Origin of the sequence: Chitinophaga sp. (assembly GCF_039596135.1) — a bacterium.
Classification (GTDB): domain Bacteria; phylum Bacteroidota; class Bacteroidia; order Chitinophagales; family Chitinophagaceae; genus Chitinophaga.
The window spans coordinates 1-18,723 of sequence record NZ_JBCNKH010000107.1 but is presented as its reverse complement, the minus strand read 5'-3'; the positions used below and the strand labels follow the sequence as shown (position 1 = coordinate 18,723).

The following is an 18,723-nucleotide window of genomic DNA, read 5'->3' as shown; positions in this document are numbered from 1 at the left end:
CACCTGGTCACAATTCACGGTGGTATCTGTCAGCGTAACAGAGAACACGGGTCTCGTTGTATCCTGTACCGTGATGATCTGTTTCAGGATGGAGATATTACCACAGGCATCTATGGCAGACCATGTACGGGTAATCTGGTAGGTATTGACACAAGTGCTGCCAGAGATATTCTGGCGGGTATCTACCGGTGTTACGGTGATCGTACCTGCCGTACAATTGTCTGTTGCAGTGAGTGTAACAGCTGCAGGCACCTTGTCGCAATCTACAGTTATATTTGCCGGAGCGGTTCCATCGAACACGGGACCGGTTGTATCCTTCACGGTAATTGTTTGCTTCAGGGTATCGCTCGCATTACCACAATTATCTACCGCTACCCATTTACGAACCAGGTAATAATTATTAGTACACTGACCCGGCATGTCTACTCTTTCTTCAATTGGCGCCGCGGTCACTGCTCCGGAGCATAGATCATTTGCAGTGAGAGATACAGCGGCAGGAATGTTGTCACAACTTACCGTCACATTTGCCGGCGCTGTAGTGGTGAACACTGGTCCTGTAGTATCCTTTACAGTAATGGTTTGCTGTGCGGTAGCAGTCAGCCCGCAACGGTCTACTGCCGTCCATGTACGCATGATAATTGTGGTACACACATCTGGCGTAGCCGTATTATCTGTGTAGGTAACGGTCAGTGCCTCATTTGTATATGGCGCATGACTAAACACCGGTGTGCCAAAGAGCGTGGTGTAGTCATTACCGGGCAGGCAGCTGGCATTGATAGAAGCAGGTACTGATATCACTACCGGTGGTGTACTGATGCGTTGCAGTTTCACCACATTACTGATAGCGCTGCCGCTACAACCGGAGGTCACTACCCTTCTGAACCATACCGTATCTGCAGTGATGGCCGCAGGTGTATAGGCAGCGGTCGTACCACCGGTACCCGTAGTTACGTTGTAGAAACCAGTTGTCGCATTTGTTGTGCTCATCTGCCACTGGTAACCGTAGGTGCCATCGCCCCCGCTCACGGTGGTGGTACCCGTCAGGGTAGCTGGTGTTTCAGATGCACACAGCACCTGGTCGGCGGAGATGGCATTACCCAATACTCCACCGATATTGCTTAAGGTAACAGTTGCAGGATTACCTGTACAGGATCCATTGGTCAGGACCCACTGTAAGGTAGCGGTCGTATTTACTAATACAATAACATCGGCAGTTGGGTTGTGCAGGTCCGCAGCGGCAATGGTAGCCGTGCCGCTCAGCACTGACCAGGTACCCTGGTAAACAGATGTCGCAGCTGCCATGTGGAAGAGCGAATCGTTACAATGAGTCTGGGCAGCACCTGCATTGGCATCTTCAGGGACTGCATAGTTACGCAGGAAGAAGCTGTCTATACTTGTACACAGGCCATTTGTTGCATTCCAGAACACAGACGCAGTATCGCCTGCAGGCAGTGTAATGGTGGCGGTTGGACTGGTAGCATCGCTCACCGTAGCCGCAGTACCCGACAGGAAACTCCAGTTACCGGTACCTGTTGCTGACATAACGAACGATGTGGTATTACATTGACTGATAGTGTCTACACCTTTATTGACAGTACCCGGCAATGCGTAGTTTGAAATTGTTACGTTATCTGAAGTCACACATGCACCATTGGTAATGGTCCACGTCAGGGTAGCTGTGTTACCCGGCTGAATATATACAGTAGTCGTGTTGCTGGTGGTATCCGCAATTCTTGCAGTACCACTGGCTACCATCCATGCACCTGTTGCGGTAGCAATGCCTGGTGCATTTGCACTCATCACGAATACAGAGTCACTACAATGACTTGCATCAGGACCGGCGTCCGCATCAGCTGGTTTATCATATACTGTTACAGTACCGCTTGCGCAGTTTGACCCCGCGCAGGTAGCTGTACCTTCTGCTCTTACATAGTAAGTAGTGGTAGCCGTAACCGGTACTGTGATGGTAGCGCCGGTGCCTATTGCAGTACCAGTACCGCAACCACCTGCATACCATACCCAGTTGGCCGCATCTGTACCATCTGCATTTTTTGCAAGACTACCACCTTCTACTGTCAGTGTAGTCGTACCGCTTTCACAAATGACCGGAGAACCTACGGTTACGCCTGTAGGGTCTACAGAGCCTGATTGTACATTCAGGGTGAAAGGAATGGTATTTGTACAACCCAGGCTATCATTACTAATGGTCAGCTGGAAAGTATATACACCAGCCGGAGTAGTTGTCGGGAAGCTCACCGCCACCGGCCATGTGGTAATAGCCGTAGCCGGCACTGGTGTGAACCCACTCATCGTACTGGTGATGGCATAATAAACCGGACCACCGGTAATTGCTGCAGGGTTCAGATCAAATGTACCGGCAGCAGCACACGCCGTCACAGTATTCAGGGTCGCCGTTGGTATATCTTTATAATGTAAGGTCACTGTATCATAGCTGGCACCACATCCTACCTTGTTGGTAATGCTCCATTGCAATACCACATCCTGGAAACTGCCCGCAGGAACCGTTACTGTTGTATTATAGGCATTTACATCTGCAATGGTAGCTGTACCGGACAGTATGGTCCAGGTACCGGTTTCTTCGAACTCGCCGGTGAGGTCTATGTTTGGCTCATTGGCAGCCATGGTAAATACATTGGAAGTACCACACTGTGTCATCGCACTATCCACATAAGCACGTGTCGCTTCTGAAAGCCAGGTGAGCGTATCATAAGCATATCCCACACATGCATTATTTGTATTTGACGTTACTTTCCATTGCAGGTATACGGTGGTACCTACATTGGTCAGGGTTACATTGGCTTTCGGGTTCTTCTTATTCATAGTCACATAATCATCAAAATTGATATCGCCCGTGGCCCCTGAAATTCCAGGGCCTTCAATACCAATGATCTGCCAGGCACCTGTAGTACCCGTTATCTGCGAACGGGTCATAACGAAGCTACCCGTTGAATTGTCAGATACACATGCAGCCACACTCTTACCGGGATCAGGTACAGGAATTTCAGTGAGGTGCAGGTAGAACGGCGCCGAAGTAACTTCACAGGTATTCTGCACTACCCTGACTGAGAATACACTATCTGCTATTGACTCAGTATTATAGATCATAGATGTCTGGCCATTGAAGTCAGCGAGTAACTCACCCGTGCCTGGTACACCTTTATACCAGAAAATAGAATCTGCAGTCGTACCCAGTATATCATTCACAAACAATGTGACTCTGCTACCTACACACAAGGTAGTTGCAGATGCCCCGATTTCTACAACCGGCTCATCGTCTACTTTAATAGAAGCACTGTTTGAATCCACACATGTTTTGCCACCGTCTACACCATAAAATACATAACCATATACGGTAATAGAGGTATCGCCTACCAGGGTAATAGAACGGGTCGGGCCTATGTAACTCGTATCACTCCATCTGAATTCGTCAAATCCACCTGATGCCTGCAGGTCTACAGTAGCACCCGCACACACCTGGCTCTTGGTGAGCGTCAGTTGCGGCATTGGCAGGATGGTGAGTTTTACAGATGAAGAAGGTGCAGCACAGGTTTCGGAAGACGAACCATTTTCGAAGATCCGCACACGGAAGTAGTAATCAGCGGCAACATCTTTGGTGCCGGTAAGTTCGCCTGCGGCGATCACGAGTGTATCGTTATTAGCAGTACCATATGGCACGTTGAACCAGGTGACACCACCATCGTCAGACATTTCCCATTGGTACTCAGCATTTGTAAAATAAGTTGTAGGGGTATAAGAAGAAGTCAGTATAGTAGGTGCACCTTCGCACAATACTTCTCTCAGGCTTTCGGAATTACCTTCGATTGAGGCAGTGATTACAGGGCTACAATAGGTAAATTCAATATCGTCGATAGCGATGTCGTTACCACACCCACCAGGATAATTATTTTTAATTCGTACAATCACATCAGTTATACCTGAAGGTATGATCAATGTGCCGCCATATCGCTGCCATTGTCTGCCAGCCAGGTTCATAGATATGGCATAGGTTTTAAACTGCCCTAATACCTGGTTAGTATCGGCCGCATTCAGGACCTGGAAAGTGACGCCGGCGTATTTATAATCAGTACAATTTTTGGTAAGGGTGATAGAACTATCTACATTGATGAGCCATGCACTAAAATTGTATACCGCGCCTTTACAAAGCCCGGTCACTTCCTTGGTAAAGAAGGTACGGGCTCCTGCATCAACGTTGGCTACAAGCATGCCACCCCGGTTACTACCTGTATGATCAGGAGCAGTGATCCAGTCGGCTGCCCAATGTGTAGTGTTAGAAATCGCATAACTGTTTGCCGCCATAGCCACAGTAGCAGAACCATCATAGGTGTAAGTTATGGCAGATGACGGAGAATACTCTTTCTTACCGGCATTGCTGGCCAGTGTGCCAAAGTCTTCAGAAAAACCAGGCATCGCGGCATTGCCACCATTACAGGTGGGCATAGTACAGTCTACAGCAACCAGCGTATCACTCTTTGTGTACACGGTACCATTGCTGTACGTCATGCTTGCCGTAAAGATATAGGTCCCCGCGTTCAGAAACTGGAGCGTGAGCGCATTGGATGTGAGCTGATTTGCCTTGACCGTAGACGTGCTTGACGAGTACAGGATAGAATAGTCTACATCGGTGCCGCCGGGTGTCTTAATGGTCCAGACGGTACTGCCGGTTTGTCCGCTCGCAAGGTATGCATTGATACTCGTGAACTTAACCTGATCAGATGTCCCATTGTTGGTAGACATGCAGACAGTATCAGGAACATTCATATAAATAGTTTGTGCACTGGCAACTGCAGAGCACACACACAGACAAGCAAATAAAAACAAAAACCTTTTCATCTTCAATTAATTAAGTAAAACACAACAATGTCAGCGCATTAGTTATACTGGGATAAGGCGTCCTGGATAGAAAGATCCGGGAAGATGAAATAGTCTTTGTTCCTTCCAAAACAAGGAAAGGTGTATTTTTTAATCATAGGCAGGGAATGCTGAATAATCGTTCAAATTTAACGGGAATTAGTTGTATTTAATAATTTTTATATGTTATATTTCAGGCATTCATAAGGTAAAAGCTAGTAACTAATTCATCTATACGTAATTAGGAGAGCGGATTTTTCTAATGGAGTGAAAGGGGCTTGGGGTGCTGGTTTTGTTGATTTATAAAAATGTGTTATGACAGTTACTTTCAAAGCAGTTCATTATCAAATGAATAATGATGTGCTGATGTGGAGGGATGCAATCCCCCCACCAGCAGCATAAAAATCAGCCATATACATACTGCAGGATATTCGCCCACATAAACGTCGACATCAGGCTCAATAAAATTCCGATTCCAATAATCAGGTTCACCAGCCGGAAGTTGAGGTTAAACTGTTCTGCCACCACACTGGCGGTGATGAACGTGGGCATGCTCGCTTCAAAAATGCTGATCTTCGCCACATCTCCCCATACCCCCGTAATGATTGCCGCTGCCAGCACTAATAACGGTGCTATCAGCAACTTATACAACAATACCATAGACAACTGCCCCCGCTGTTTTTCCCAGCCATTAAACCGCAACTGCATTCCAATAGAGAACAATGCCAGCGGGGCTACCGTTGCTGCCAGTTTTCCGAAAAGCGGTTCTATTGGTGCCAGGTTGAAAAAATGCGGCAATGTCAGTGCCGAAATACAACCAATGAATGGCGGAAAGGTAAACAGCTTCCTGAGGATCATTTTCACCTCTACCTGCGCACCAGACTTACGATCTCCTTTTATCGCCGTTATAATTCCTGCTGTAGACAACAGTATAAACAGCACCTGGTCGCAAATAATAGCAATACTCAGGTATTGCTCTCCGAAATAAGCAATGATGAGCGGAAAGCCGATAAAAGAGGTATTACTGTACCCGCTGGCCAGTTCCAGTGTACTCCTGGATCGCTGCCCGTATCGTTTACGCCTGGAATATAAAGCTGTAAACAGGTGGCTGCCTGCCCACACGATCACTGTCGATGCCAGTGGAAACAACATAGACAACGACCATGTGATGGTAGGAATATATTTCAGCGAAACTGCGGGCAGTGCGAGGTACATTAACCAGGTATTGATTCCTTTATGGGCATCTGCAGGCAATAATTTAGCCCTTTGCATCGCCATGCCTGCCAGCATGCAGACAGCGATTAATATAAAATTATCCATGTATGCAAAATTGGCAAACACCGCCCTGGATTAACTTGCAAAAAGGCACCATAAATTTGTAATTTTAGGCCATGAAAAAACTTCGGCAGTTTGATGCTTTAGTGATCGAGGAGTTTGTCAAAGAGCAATTTCACCAACCCTCTCATTCTCAGAACTATTATGAGATTGTGTACATTTTCACCGGCAGCGGCAGGCACTATCTGAACAACAGCGTTGTAGATTACCGCGCCAATGACTGGTTCCTCATCTCTCCGGAGGATACGCATTACCTGGAAATAAAACGAAAAACGCATTTTGGGGTCATTAAATTCACGGATAGTTACTTTAGTGAACGCAGAATGCTCATGCCCAATGCACTGCTCAGATTTCAGCCCGAAATGATGATGCGGAACAAGGCATTTAAAGAGATGCGTTTAAACATGGACAGCCTCTCCCAACTAAATTTGTTCAGAACCATCAAAACCCTCATTGATTCAAAAGAAAGCAGGGAAGTACTCTCCTCCCCTTTCATCTTCTACCAGGTACTTTCCCTCTTTGCCCTCTTCCAGCAGCAATGGGGCGATATGAATACTCACTACACCTGGAACAATGATAAACAGGCACTCATCTCCTTCATTCACCAACACATCTATGAACCGGAAAAGATCCAGGTAAAACACCTGTCTCAGACTTTCAATATCTCTCAAAACTACTTTGGCAAATACTTCAAAAAACACTACGGCATCCCTTTCAGGGAATACATTGACAACTACCGGATAAAACTCATAGAAGGCCGGGTAGTGGCTGGTTTTACCCTCAGGCAAATTGCCGATGAATTTGGATTTACGGATGAAAGTCACCTGTCGGGGTATTTCAAAAAGAAAACCAGCACCACCTTTCGCACTTATAAGAAAGATCATCAATCCTGATTACAATTCATCCTTCAGGGAAGGCATCCCGTTCTACTAACGCACTTAAGACCATCCATCCTGCCTGCAACCGCCCGGTACAGGGCGGGGCTTTATGACTGTATGCCAGCGTTTTCCAGGGTGCTGGCCATAGCCAGGCCTTAGTGCCAATATTACATCAAAAGAGCACCAAAAGGGCACCTCATTATCCCTGGGGATATTGAGGTGCCCTTTTGATGCCCTTATAGTGAAGTTATAATGGTAAGGTTACACTATAGCCTGGGTATATATTTGCCCGGATTACTCAGAAAAGCCTTTTTACATGTTCCCCCACAGAAATAATACCGCCGCCCCTTGTACTCAGCATATACATTTTTATCAATCGCAACCATCCCGCATACCAGGTCCGCATCCCCCTTCCCGTTCATCCCGGTAGGCGCCTGCGGCCATACTTCCTCCCTATGTGGGGTATACTGCATCCCCCTTGCCACCATGCCTGCAATGCGGTCTCCGCTATAGCGCTCTACCAGGTGCAGGGCGCCATCAATACCCGCAGTCACACCAGCCGTTGTAACAATATTTCCCTCATCTACATAGCGCACGTCTTTTACCACTGCAATTCCCGGAAATGCTTCCGCAAAGTCGTCTGCCACAAAGTAGTGAGTCGTAGCTTTCTGATGATCCAGCAACCCAGCTTCCGCCAGTAAATAAGCTCCTGTACATACAGACATCACCACAGAGACACTATCCTGGTATTGTTTTATCAATGTTCTCATCGTACTGTCTTTTCTGAGTGAATCAATAACCGCCATAGGTGCACCCGGAATCACCAGTACATCAGTTTCAGGCAGCTGCCTGATCGTATAATCAGGTTGGATGCCCACATGGCCTTCTGTATATACCACTCCCTGTTTCATCGACACCGTATATACCTGGTAGCCGCCACGTGTTATCTCTGCTGCTTTTGTAAATACATCTGCCGGGCCTGCAAAGTCCTGCAATTCCATTCCCGGGTATAGCAATACCGCCACTTTTACCACCGGCGTTTGCGCATATAGCGCTGCCACCCCTGCAAAGAAGGAGACAACTAAAAAGATCATTCTCATGAATAAAAATTTAATGATTATCCGTAAACGTTAGGAAGCCGTCAACAGGCGTGCCGAGGGAGGGAACCCCGACAATGCAAAGAACCGGTAAGGTCCGGTCAGTAGCAGGTAGACCGTTATGAACAAAATTTGCATCACCTGCAAGTTATAAATAAAATGCGCAGCTTTTGATTATTTAGTTACAATTGTCTAAATTGTTGAACTGGTAACCCGCCTATGCCACGTTTTATGTTATAAATGACAAGAATCACTCAGGGGGGAAATTGTGAACATGAATTAACAATGCGGAGAGTCTTAATCTCACATTTGAAACAGACCTTCGATAAAACTACAATTAAAATGGACTACTCTAAAAGTCAGATCATTGAAGAGATCAACAAACTGATTCCCGATTACAACTTTAAACAGGAACAAATCATTACTTCAGGAAAAAACTACTATGGTTGGGTAAGAGAGCGAATCGTATGGGATACACAGGTGATCATCAATGCAGTGAGATGTAATGAACAGGCATTGCCTGACGTAGAGAAGAAAATCAGGTTTCAACTGGAACAGGAATTCAGGTCTATTATCAAAGTCGAGCCTTTATTTTATAGTTATTCTAACCTTGAATTGATGGAAGGTGTGGTAAATGGCGTAGTGGCACATTATGGTACAAGCACGGCGGTGAACGAGATCCTGCAGGATTTGTCCTGCAAGGACAGTGGCCAGCTGGCAGGCTATATTGTGCTTACCGCAGTAAGGCTACCCAGGATTGCATAGCATCCCGGGCAGCTACTCAATTATTTCCACCAGGGGAGATAGACTGGTTAGATTTATTCAGTGGTGTTTCCAACAGGGGGAGATTTTCTGTTTAGATTTATTCAGCGAGGTTTCCACCAGGGGGAGAATGTTTGCTGCGGATCATCCAGCGATACGACCTCGCCCATTTGGGGAGTGATCAAAGGGAAACCGTTTTCCGCAGCTATACGGGCAATGTTATCTAAAGGTTCGTACCAGGCATGCCTGCCCAGGGCAAACTTTGAATGGTGCACTGTCATCACCTTTTTGGGTGCTAATTCTTTAATCGCTTTCTCCAGGTCTGTTGGCAGCATGTGAATGTATGCCCAATCCTCATGATACTGCCCGTTTTCCATAATAGCAAAATCAATCGTGCCAAATTGTTGCTTTATCTCCTGGAAGTGTGTGTCATAGCCTGTATCTCCACATATGAAAATATTGCCCGAGCGGCTTTGCAGCATGTAAGCCGTCCACAGGGTCTTGTTGCCATTCAAACCGCGACCGGAAAAATGCCGGGCAGGCAAGGCCGTTAGCCTGATCCCGCCGTCTAATGCCAGTTGATCATGCCAATCCAGCTCTGCTATACGGGCGGGATCGAATCCCCAATGTTCCAGGTGGGCGCCTACACCCAGCGGACAAACGACCTGTTTGATCCTGTCTTTCAATGCACGAACGGTCTGGTAATCCAGGTGATCCCAGTGGTCATGCGTGAGGATCAGGTAATCCAGGTCTGGAATATCGGCAGGAACGTAACCGTTTGTTGCTTCGAAAGGCTTATTCATGAACGATACGGGAGATGCAGACAAAAGCACCGGGTCTACCATGATCTTTTTGCCATTCGTCTGGATATAAAGGGAGGAATGTCCTATCCAGATCAACAGCTCCGCTGCTGCGGGTAACTGCTTCAGGTCTGTCCGGACAAAGGGCAGCGGCGTAGCAGGTTTAATATCTTTGACTTTCTGGAACAGGAACTCGTATAGGAGCCTGATCATCGATTTGTCTGTCGCTATCTGTGGTGTGTGCTGGCGGTTCTGAAACTTGCCATCCCGGTAGTTGGGGGACTGCTGGATCCTCGACAGCCGCTCTCCTGTTGGTTTTTTGCCAAAACTATTGAACATATGGTTGGAACTTCTCTTCGTCAAACTTAAACAAACTCATGGAAATGAGGGTTGCTATTTTTTTGGAGAGATTGAATAACAGGCGATCAATAACTTTATCTTTTCCCGAATAATCGTGCGGCATTTAAGATGAAAACCAGTTCTGAGCCTACATGTATCATAGCGGCCGTCATGGGACTCAAATACCCCAGGAAGGCAAGTACAATACCGATGGCATCTACGATGATGGTACCCCAGAAATTGAACTTGATCACATTCATACATCTCTTTGCGATAGCAATGGCTGCAGCTACTTTTCGCAGATCATTGTTGGTAAGAACCATATCTGCGCTTTCGAAGGCAGTGTTGGAACTGGTTCCCATGGCAATGCCAACATTGGCTTCCATCAATGCGGGTGCATCGTTGATGCCATCGCCAACCATAATTACATTATTGCCTTTTGCTTTCAGCTCTTTTATATAGGATAACTTACCGGTAGGCAGCCGGTTGCCCACTGCTTCATCTACGTGCAGGCTTTTGCCGATGGCGGTTACGCTGGTGGTATGATCGCCGGATAACAGGATGGTTTTTATGTGATGATCGTGCAGGTCAGCAATAGCCTCCCTGGCTTCGGAGCGCACTACATCCATGATACGGACACCGCCTAAAATATGCTGGTCATTGCCGATCAGGACAGTTGTTTCCCCATTCTGCCGGGCAGTATTCAGCCATTGCTGTGCGGGGTGCAGGTCGATATTGTTTTCGGCAAATAACCCGGAATTACCTATCCGGTATTTAATATGCTGACGGGAGAATTCTAACCCTTTTCCGGGCAGGTAATTATAAGCATCATAGTGCCCGGGCTGGATATTCTCTTTTCGTGCAGCATCCATAATAGCTGCTGCCAGCGGGTGATCGGAATGTTGCTCACCAGTGGAAAGGAGTTGCAGGAGCGTGCTTTTATCAATGCCGTTAAAGCTGGTCACGTCTGTGACGACTGCTTTGTTTAAAGTTAAAGTACCTGTTTTGTCTAAGACAACTGTATCGGCCTGTGCCAGTTGTTCTAAATATACACCGCCTTTGATGACCAGGCCTTCGCGGGCCGCACGGCCAATGCCTGCCAGTATAGCCAGTGGCGTACCGGCAGCCACCCCACAGGCACCGGCTACTACAAGGGCGGAAATGGTGGCATTTATATTACGTGTAACGAGGTAGGTGATCAGCGCACCACCAAGGGCGAAGTAAACCAACCTTGCAGCCAGTTTATCGGCCGTTTTTTCAATGGGTGACTGGGTTTTCTGGATAGATTCCATGACGCCTATAATCCGGCCGAAAATGGTTTCTTTTCCAATACTGGTAGCAATGACCTCCAATACGCCATCCTGGTTGATGGTGCCTGCCAGTACTTCGCTATTAGGGCCTTTTTCTACCGGCAGTGATTCGCCGGTGATAGCCGCCTGGTTTACAAAACTGTTGCCCCTGAGCACAATTCCATCCACGGGAATGTGGGCCCCCGGCTTCACCACCACCGTGTCACCGGGTTGCAGATCCTGGGCAGTTTGCGGCAGCAGGGCGGCAATGCCTGTCAGTGCATCGCGCCCCCGGTCTACGATCAGGTGTTCCAGCAATTCGGCAACGAGCACAAATAAGGTAATGACCAACCCGGTCGTATACTGGCCTACCAGCAGTGTGGCCAGTACGGCAATCGACATCGAGAGTTCCATGGTCATATGACGCTCCCTGATAGCATCAAAAGCTTCTTTGAACATAGGATAGCCACAAATCAGGGTGGCGGCAACAGGGATAATGATTCCCGGAAAGGCGAGGGATAGCCCCAGGGCTATCGCAGCGGCTGCTATCCGGATAAGGTCGGATAAATGATGTTTCATAACCCAAAAGTACCCAGCACCGTCATCTGAAAACAGGTAAAAAACAAAGATATTTCAGTAACTTTCCGGCATGATTAAAAGTGACTTTGCCCTGGCCATCAAGGAGTATATTGCAGATCATACCCCTATGCACAGGCATGATTGTTTTGAGATCATCTTTATACAGGATGGTCGTGGCATGCATTTAATCAATGATAATCAGTTCCCTTATGGCAAGGGCGACCTCTTCCTCCTCACCCCGGCCGACAAACATGCCTTTCTCGCGGCTGGCAGGTCTTCCTTCGTGATTATTGATTTTACAGCAGCGCTGTTTGGCCGAAATTCTCCTATTGGTTATGACAAACCGGAACTGAGTCATTACTTCCGCCAGCTGGAATATATTTTTCAGCATGCAGGGCATTTTAAGGGGTTCATCGGGTTAAATGAGGCAGACAGGGTATTTTCCGGTTCACTCATCCAAAGGATTGTGACAGAATGGGAGCAAAATGGTATTTTCCGGGAAGTTGTGCTCCAAAATCTTGTTTTTTTACTGCTAAATATCATTGCGCGCTATGCGCAGCAGCCGGCAGCCGGCGAAATCCCTGCACAGGTAGAATCTGCCGGGTATGAAATGACCCGGTTTATTCAACATAATATTTACGACAATGAGAAGATCAGTCTGAATGGCATAGCCGCGCATTTCAACCTTTCGAAAGATTACATAGGTGCCTACTTTGCTAAGAAGACGGGCAAGACCATCAGGCAGTTTATATTAGATTATAAGCTGGAACTGGCCAAGAGCCGGCTTAGATTTAGCAGCCTCTCTATTTCCCAGATTGCCGAGGAATTAGGCTTTACGGATGAGAGTCATTTAAATAAATTGTTTAAACGACAGGAGGGCCTGACGGCAGGACAGTTCAGGAAGACAGCGGTGATGACGTGAGCGGGATTTTTCAATGCTGTTTTTACAGGGTGCAGGCGCTGTAGGGGAAAATTTGTAATTTAGAACTATGCTAAAATTCTCCTGGTTAACCTGGCTCCTTATCTTATCGGTCGCCCTGAAAGCGCTCTCCCATTTCCTGCCTGTTAATACTGTCCTCAGCCATGCCCTGTCTGGCATGATCGCCGATATCTTATTGCTCCGCGTCATCATTATGGTAGTCACCACCGTGAAAAAATATCGCATACTGGCACAGGAACAACCTGAACAGGATTTTATGGAACGGATACCAGCAGCGCTGCAGGGCGTGATTTCAGTAGATAAAGCGCGGGAAATGCTTTCTTCTGAAATAGCGGTGGTATACTACATGCTTACAGGTACAAAATCCCCGCAGGATAAATATAGTTTCTCTTACCACAAATTTGGCGGGATCATTTCCGTTTATATTGTCTTTATTTTTTTACTCTTCATTGAAGGAGCGGCTACTACTATCCTGCTACATAAATTATCCCTTCCCATTGTAGAAAGAATCTTATTAGTTTTAAGTGTGTATTCGATCATTTTCCTGATTGCACATATCCGGGCGATGCAATTACGGCCCGTGACGGTGCATGAAGATACATTGGTGTTGCGCTATGGATTATTGACGACGATCACTATTCCGGTTTCCAATATTCTTAAGATTGAAACTGATAAGAAATCATACAACAAGCGCCCTGAAGCGGTTAAGTTAGCCCTGCTGAGTGCACTGGAACAACATAATATGAAATTAGAATTGGTGGCGCCAATAGAACTCAAATTGTTGTTTAAAAAGAAAACAGGGATCCGCATTATCTATTTCCGCGTAGATGTGCAGGAGCAGTTTTGCGTAATGATTCAGGAGATAAAAAACTCCTGAATCGTTATTGATCTACCATCTTTAAAACAAACTCCATCTGTGTATCCCGGTTCTGCATAAAATCGTCAAACGTAGGCCATACCGTATAGTCAGGAATAATACCCCTACCCTCCGGCTGATCTGGTTTCACCACCGCATCCTGCTCCACATGCACAAAAGAGAACTTCGTCTTTATTTTTGAATTCGGCAGTTCATATACCATGGCCATATGTCCATTATGATAATAATACCCACCCGTCGTTTCCACGCCCACTATCGTCACATTCCTTGCATATGCCTTCACCAGCGACGCCATATGGGAACCCGCACTGGCTACCCCTTCATCCACCAGCATATACAATTTACCTTTGTAACCGGGGCTTTTTGGATGATAGACCGGGTTATATTTGGGGTTCTGCAGATTCTTCCCATTCACCAGTGCCGGAAAATAATCCAGCAGGAGCTTTTTGCCTTCTGCTTTTTCTGCAGCACCCATCTTTTGTGCCGTGGAAATGCCCCAGAAGTATTCCTCGTAAGGAACGCCATTTCCAAAGATGCTATAAGCGACTGCATTCTCTTTAAAATTTGAATCTGTCAGGTACATCACCGGTTGCTCAAAGGTAGGATCACTACCACCCGGGTTACCACGAAGGTCAATAATGAGATTGGGCACGTTATTTTGTGCCAGCAACTGAAAGACACTATCCACGTATTTTACATACAGGGGAAAACGGGGATCCTTATCATCATTCGCCATATTGAAAATGCGGAAACTGAATAAGCCCGTATTCGGCCTTACCATCTTAAAACTATAGGAAGGTTGTACCCGCCAGTCGGTAATACTATCCACCGGTGCGCTGTAGCGTTTTGTAAACATCGCATTGCGTTCATCATTCGTGATGGCAGGCGCAGTAAGGGTCTGGACCTGTGTGCCACCCTGCGTGCGGTAGGCAATTTTAAAACTATCATTTACACCGTATTCATACAGGTACCTGATACCATAGCTTCTATCTACACTATTGGAAAGTTTTTGCGTGATATTAAAACCATCGGTAGTACAGTACTTGTAGAAGGATTGCATCAGCTGTGCCGCTGGAACACCATTGATACTCAATATTTCGGCACCGACAGGAATTTGCACGCCGCTCGTATTGAAAACTATTTTACCACCTATGTACTTCAATGCATAAGGGAAAAAAGCTTTCTGTCTATTTAAATACCCAACCAGGTCCGCACCGGGTTCCGTATAGTTGTGACAACTCCCTTCAAAATCTGTGAGTTGCAAAATTATATGAAAGAATTTCAGGGTAGTCATAGGCTTTCTGACCTCCTTAAATGCCCACTTGTAAATGCTATCCATCTGCTTTTGTGTACGATAGCGATAAAGGCCCGAATTAGCCGCTTTACGGATGTCGAGGAAAATTTGAAGGTCAGATTTCATCTCTCCGGGTTGTAGGGTCCTATTGTAACTCTGAAGGCTATCCTTCCTTATCAATTGTGCGCTTACCCCCTGCTGGAATAACAGGAGCAATAACAGTACATTTTTCATAGCTGCAAATGTAGGTAAAAGCCGGCTATAACCCCGGCTTTTCTGACTGAAACTGTAACTGTGCATCCGGAGCTTTCTGCTCACTCTTCTGTCGTATCTTAGTAAAGTCATCCAGGTCTTTCCGGTTAGTGATCTGTCCTTTTACAAACTCAGACAAGGCCTCATTTCCGCATACATTTTCATTGCAGGACAACCCGGTTTCGCGCATGGTCTGGATATATTCCTGCACCAGGTTTTTAGTCACCGCCTTATCCGGGTGCCAGTAATCTTTCCGCACCACTTCCAGCATACGGGAAATCATCACCTGGTAAGCATATAAATTATGCCCTTCGGCAAATTGTTTTTTTCGCTGGCTATTGATGTAAGTTTCGTACAACTGCTGCCAGTCATTTTCAGCTATCGCTTCGGGTACGGTGACCTGCCATCCCCATACATTGGCCACTACTTTATTGATCATTCTGCCACCGGCATACCCTTCGTGCAGCATTTTGTCAATCCATGCCGGGTTCAGGTAGCGGCTTTGCATTTCCCGGTCGATGTAGGTATCCAGCGATTCCTGTACCCCCTTACCTTTAGTTAAATTGGAAATAACGACTGCCGGCGATTTGCCATCAATCGCCCTGATAGCCATGGCTGTCCCACCCAGGTACTGGAACAGGTCATCATTATCCAGTGCACCATACAGATTGGACGAACGGCTGTGTACCACCACCTGTGTGCCGGAGAGGGTGCTTTTCATCAATTGCAAACTGAGACTCCCTGGCAGGGTACTATCAATCGCCTCCGCTTTGTCTCCCCAAAAATGCTGGCCGTATAAGTGACTCATCCTGTTGAAGTATACATCAGATACCTGTGTGTCATCGTTCCAGGTACCTGAAGATTGAATCACATCATCAAGGCCGGTACCGTAAGCACCACTGGGCACAGAAAACATCCTGACAGCAGCCAGCCGGGCAGCAAGCGAGTCATTTACTCCCTGTGATTTTAATTTTTGTTGCATTGCTAATATATGCCTGCGCACATAATTGCCCGGTTCATCCACTTCTTTGACAAGAGATACCGCTTTGTCTAAGAGCTCCATCAGGTTAGGAAACATATCCCTGTATAAACCCGAAGGAATGATCACCACATCCACCCTCGGACGGTTTAACTGCACAAGCTTTACACCACTTACCCTGCCAAAGCTATCGTAGGTAGGTTCTACTCCCATAAGGCGTAATATCTGGGATTCAATCACGCCTTCATGCCGGATAGTTTCTGTAGACCAAAGATTGAAAGTGACCTTTTCGGGGAAAGTATCGCAGCGGGCAATGAGTTCTTCTGCCAGCTCACTACCTGCTTTGTATACATCTTTGGATGGTAGTTTAGATGGATCAAATGCATAGAAGTTTTTTCCCGTAGGTAAAGAAGCCGGGTTACGAATCGGATCATTGCCCTGACCCGCCGGAATGTATTTACCATTAAGGGCATCCATGAGTGCATTCATTTCTGCAGGGCCACTGGCCATGACATTGCGGTTGGTATCGGATGGCGAAACCCCAAAGGTATGGAGGCCAAAGGGAGTTTGCTGCTCCCCTGTTTCCTGTACGAAGTGTTCGAGCGATTGAATGCCTTTATCGAATTCTTTTGTAAGAGACAGCTGTACACTGAGCGCTTTGATGGCCGCCAGCTTTGCATTCGCCAATACCTCACTTTTTTCTTTTGCAGCCATGTATTCATTGATCAGTGCGCCTAATTCTTTCATCTGTGGATTTAAACCTGCACTATCAAATGGCGGTGTCATATGATCAATCACAATAGCCATCCCTCTCCTCTTTGCCTGCAAACCTTCACCCACATCATCTACAATATATGGATAGATATTCACCATGTCATTGATCAGTGCTTCAGGTGCATCATCATCATTTAAACCAGTTTCCTTTCCGCTCAGCCATTCGTGCGTACCGTGTGTGCCCAGGTGAATGAGTGCATCTGCATGGTACTGATGTTTCAGGTACAGGTAAAAAGCAATATACTGGTGATGCGGCGGCAAGGTGATATCATGATACATGGTATTTACATCCTGGTCCCAGCCCCGGGCCGGTTGCGGCATCAGCATAATATTGCCATACTGTACAGCAGGCAGTACAAAGTATGCCTTGCCCTGTGCATCCCGCCAGGTCATGATTTTAGAAAACGCAGGTGCTCCCCATTTGGCAATCACCTGTTTTTGGAATGCCACGCTTAAGGTAGAGAACCATTGCTGGTATTCTTCCATCGGCACCAATACAGGATGACCATATTTTACGAGCCGGTCTATTTCAGCAGGTGCCCAGGTGCCGATATTCCGCCCCTGCCGCATCACGTCTTTGAATACGGAAAGACTATCATTACCTAAATTGTAGCCTTCCTGCTGCATGCGATTGAGTATCGTTTGCATACTGGCTGGCAGTACATTCAGGTAACTGGCACCTACATTATCTTTTCCCGGAGGGTTGGAATAATACACGATTGCGACATGCTTGTCTTTATTGGGTTTGTTTTGCAGGTTGATCAAAGCAGTTACCCTGTCTACAAGGCGCTTTACACGATCAGGGATGACCGTCTTCTCTACAATCCCATTTTTTAGTTCCTGGCTGCTGGTGACCGTAGGTTGTATTTGCCCCGTGAGTTCAGGTCTGCTCAGGTACATTCCTCTTGCAAAGATACTGAGCCCGGTTTTGGAGCTGGCCCATTCTTCGTAACTCCCGTCTAACTGAATAATACTGATAACCGGAATTTTCATTTTTGAAAACTGCTCCTGCAGGGCTTCAGTAGATGATCCTGTCAGTACAGATGCTGTAACCAGCAGATTGAGTTCAGCACCGAATTGCTTCAACGCATTCACCATGGGAAAACCAAAGAAAGGCATGACATTGTACCCCGCCTGTTCCAGCGCTTCCACCTGTTTATCGATGTAACCATGTTGTCCTGTCAGGAACTCGTATCGAAAACTATAGAGGCCGATCCATGGCTGGCCGGGTTTGTAGTGCTTGTAGGTATTCTTATAAGTTTCAAAACTGCTACATACCGAATCGGTGGTAAGGTTATAGATAGCATTCTCCGGGTAGCGGATCACATCTTTGTAATCAAAATTGGTGTTGAAGTCTTTGTTCAGGCAGAAGCGTACCATATTCTTCAGGTTCTCCAGGCTGGCCTGCGCAAAGTAGCTCAACACTTTCTGGTTAAAGATGACGCCGTCTTTCTTGTAGTTCTCTTCATCGGGGGTAGTACCTAATACGTATACTTTGGCACCATGTGCCACTGCCTGCAATATTTGCGGGCGTACCTGTTCGAATACTGAAGAAGCATGAATATATACAAATATAAGGTCAGACTGCCCCAGCCATGCCGCCTGTGCACTGTCATAAGAGGCTGTGGAGAATACATG

At 46.7% G+C, this 18,723-nt stretch carries 11 protein-coding genes; 4 read left to right on the top strand and 7 right to left on the bottom strand.

Translation table 11 applies throughout. The annotated features are described in order from the left end of the window. A partial coding sequence (locus ABDW16_RS29875) for a hypothetical protein (protein WP_343674976.1) occupies window positions 1-4,800 on the bottom strand: 4,800 nt, incomplete at its 3' end. A gap of 495 nt (window positions 4,801-5,295) precedes the next feature. Then, window positions 5,296-6,210: an AEC family transporter gene (locus ABDW16_RS29870; RefSeq protein WP_343674975.1), complete on the bottom strand. Its 915-nt coding sequence runs from the start codon at window positions 6,208-6,210 to the stop codon at window positions 5,296-5,298. Between the two features lie 71 nt (window positions 6,211-6,281). On the opposite strand from ABDW16_RS29870, the gene ABDW16_RS29865 reads away from it, so the two are divergent. Beyond that, the gene (locus tag ABDW16_RS29865) at window positions 6,282-7,118 is read left to right on the top strand and encodes a helix-turn-helix transcriptional regulator (protein ID WP_343674974.1); all 837 of its coding nucleotides are present in this window, start codon (window positions 6,282-6,284) and stop codon (window positions 7,116-7,118) included. 251 nt (window positions 7,119-7,369) lie between these two features. Here the strand turns inward: ABDW16_RS29865 and ABDW16_RS29860 are convergent, their stop codons facing one another. Further along, complete coding sequence (locus ABDW16_RS29860; protein WP_343674972.1) at window positions 7,370-8,203, bottom strand: DJ-1/PfpI family protein; 834 nt, start codon at window positions 8,201-8,203, stop codon at window positions 7,370-7,372. A gap of 339 nt (window positions 8,204-8,542) precedes the next feature. Here ABDW16_RS29860 and ABDW16_RS29855 point away from each other — a divergent pair, with 339 nt between their 5' ends. Beyond that, window positions 8,543-8,965, top strand: a complete 423-nt coding sequence (locus tag ABDW16_RS29855) for a hypothetical protein (protein ID WP_343674971.1) — start codon at window positions 8,543-8,545, stop codon at window positions 8,963-8,965. Window positions 8,966-9,066: 101 nt separating this feature from the next. Here ABDW16_RS29855 and ABDW16_RS29850 read toward each other — a convergent pair whose 3' ends face one another. After that, on the bottom strand, window positions 9,067-10,125 hold the full coding sequence (locus ABDW16_RS29850; protein ID WP_343674969.1) for an MBL fold metallo-hydrolase: 1,059 nt from the start codon (window positions 10,123-10,125) through the stop codon (window positions 9,067-9,069). A 71-nt stretch (window positions 10,126-10,196) separates the two neighbouring features. Continuing rightward, entirely contained in the window at window positions 10,197-11,969 is a 1,773-nt protein-coding gene (locus tag ABDW16_RS29845) for a cation-translocating P-type ATPase (protein WP_343674967.1), read from the bottom strand. A gap of 70 nt (window positions 11,970-12,039) precedes the next feature. Here ABDW16_RS29845 and ABDW16_RS29840 point away from each other — a divergent pair, with 70 nt between their 5' ends. Both ABDW16_RS29840 and ABDW16_RS29835 read left to right on the top strand, forming a co-directional pair. Beyond that, a complete protein-coding gene (locus ABDW16_RS29840; RefSeq protein ID WP_343674966.1) occupies window positions 12,040-12,891 on the top strand; it encodes an AraC family transcriptional regulator in 852 nt (283 codons plus the stop codon). A 67-nt stretch (window positions 12,892-12,958) separates the two neighbouring features. Beyond that, window positions 12,959-13,786 carry a hypothetical protein gene (locus ABDW16_RS29835; RefSeq protein ID WP_343674965.1) on the top strand — a complete coding sequence of 276 codons (828 nt, stop codon included), beginning with the start codon at window positions 12,959-12,961 and terminating at the stop codon, window positions 13,784-13,786. Between the two features lie 4 nt (window positions 13,787-13,790). On the opposite strand, the gene ABDW16_RS29830 is transcribed toward ABDW16_RS29835, so the two are convergent. Together ABDW16_RS29830 and ABDW16_RS29825 are read right to left on the bottom strand one after the other, a co-directional pair. Continuing rightward, window positions 13,791-15,314: a S41 family peptidase gene (locus ABDW16_RS29830; RefSeq protein ID WP_343674963.1), complete on the bottom strand. Its 1,524-nt coding sequence runs from the start codon at window positions 15,312-15,314 to the stop codon at window positions 13,791-13,793. A 25-nt stretch (window positions 15,315-15,339) separates the two neighbouring features. Continuing rightward, window positions 15,340-18,723, bottom strand: a 3,384-nt coding sequence (locus tag ABDW16_RS29825; protein WP_343674962.1) for a cobaltochelatase subunit CobN, incomplete at its 5' end; no start/stop codon positions are given.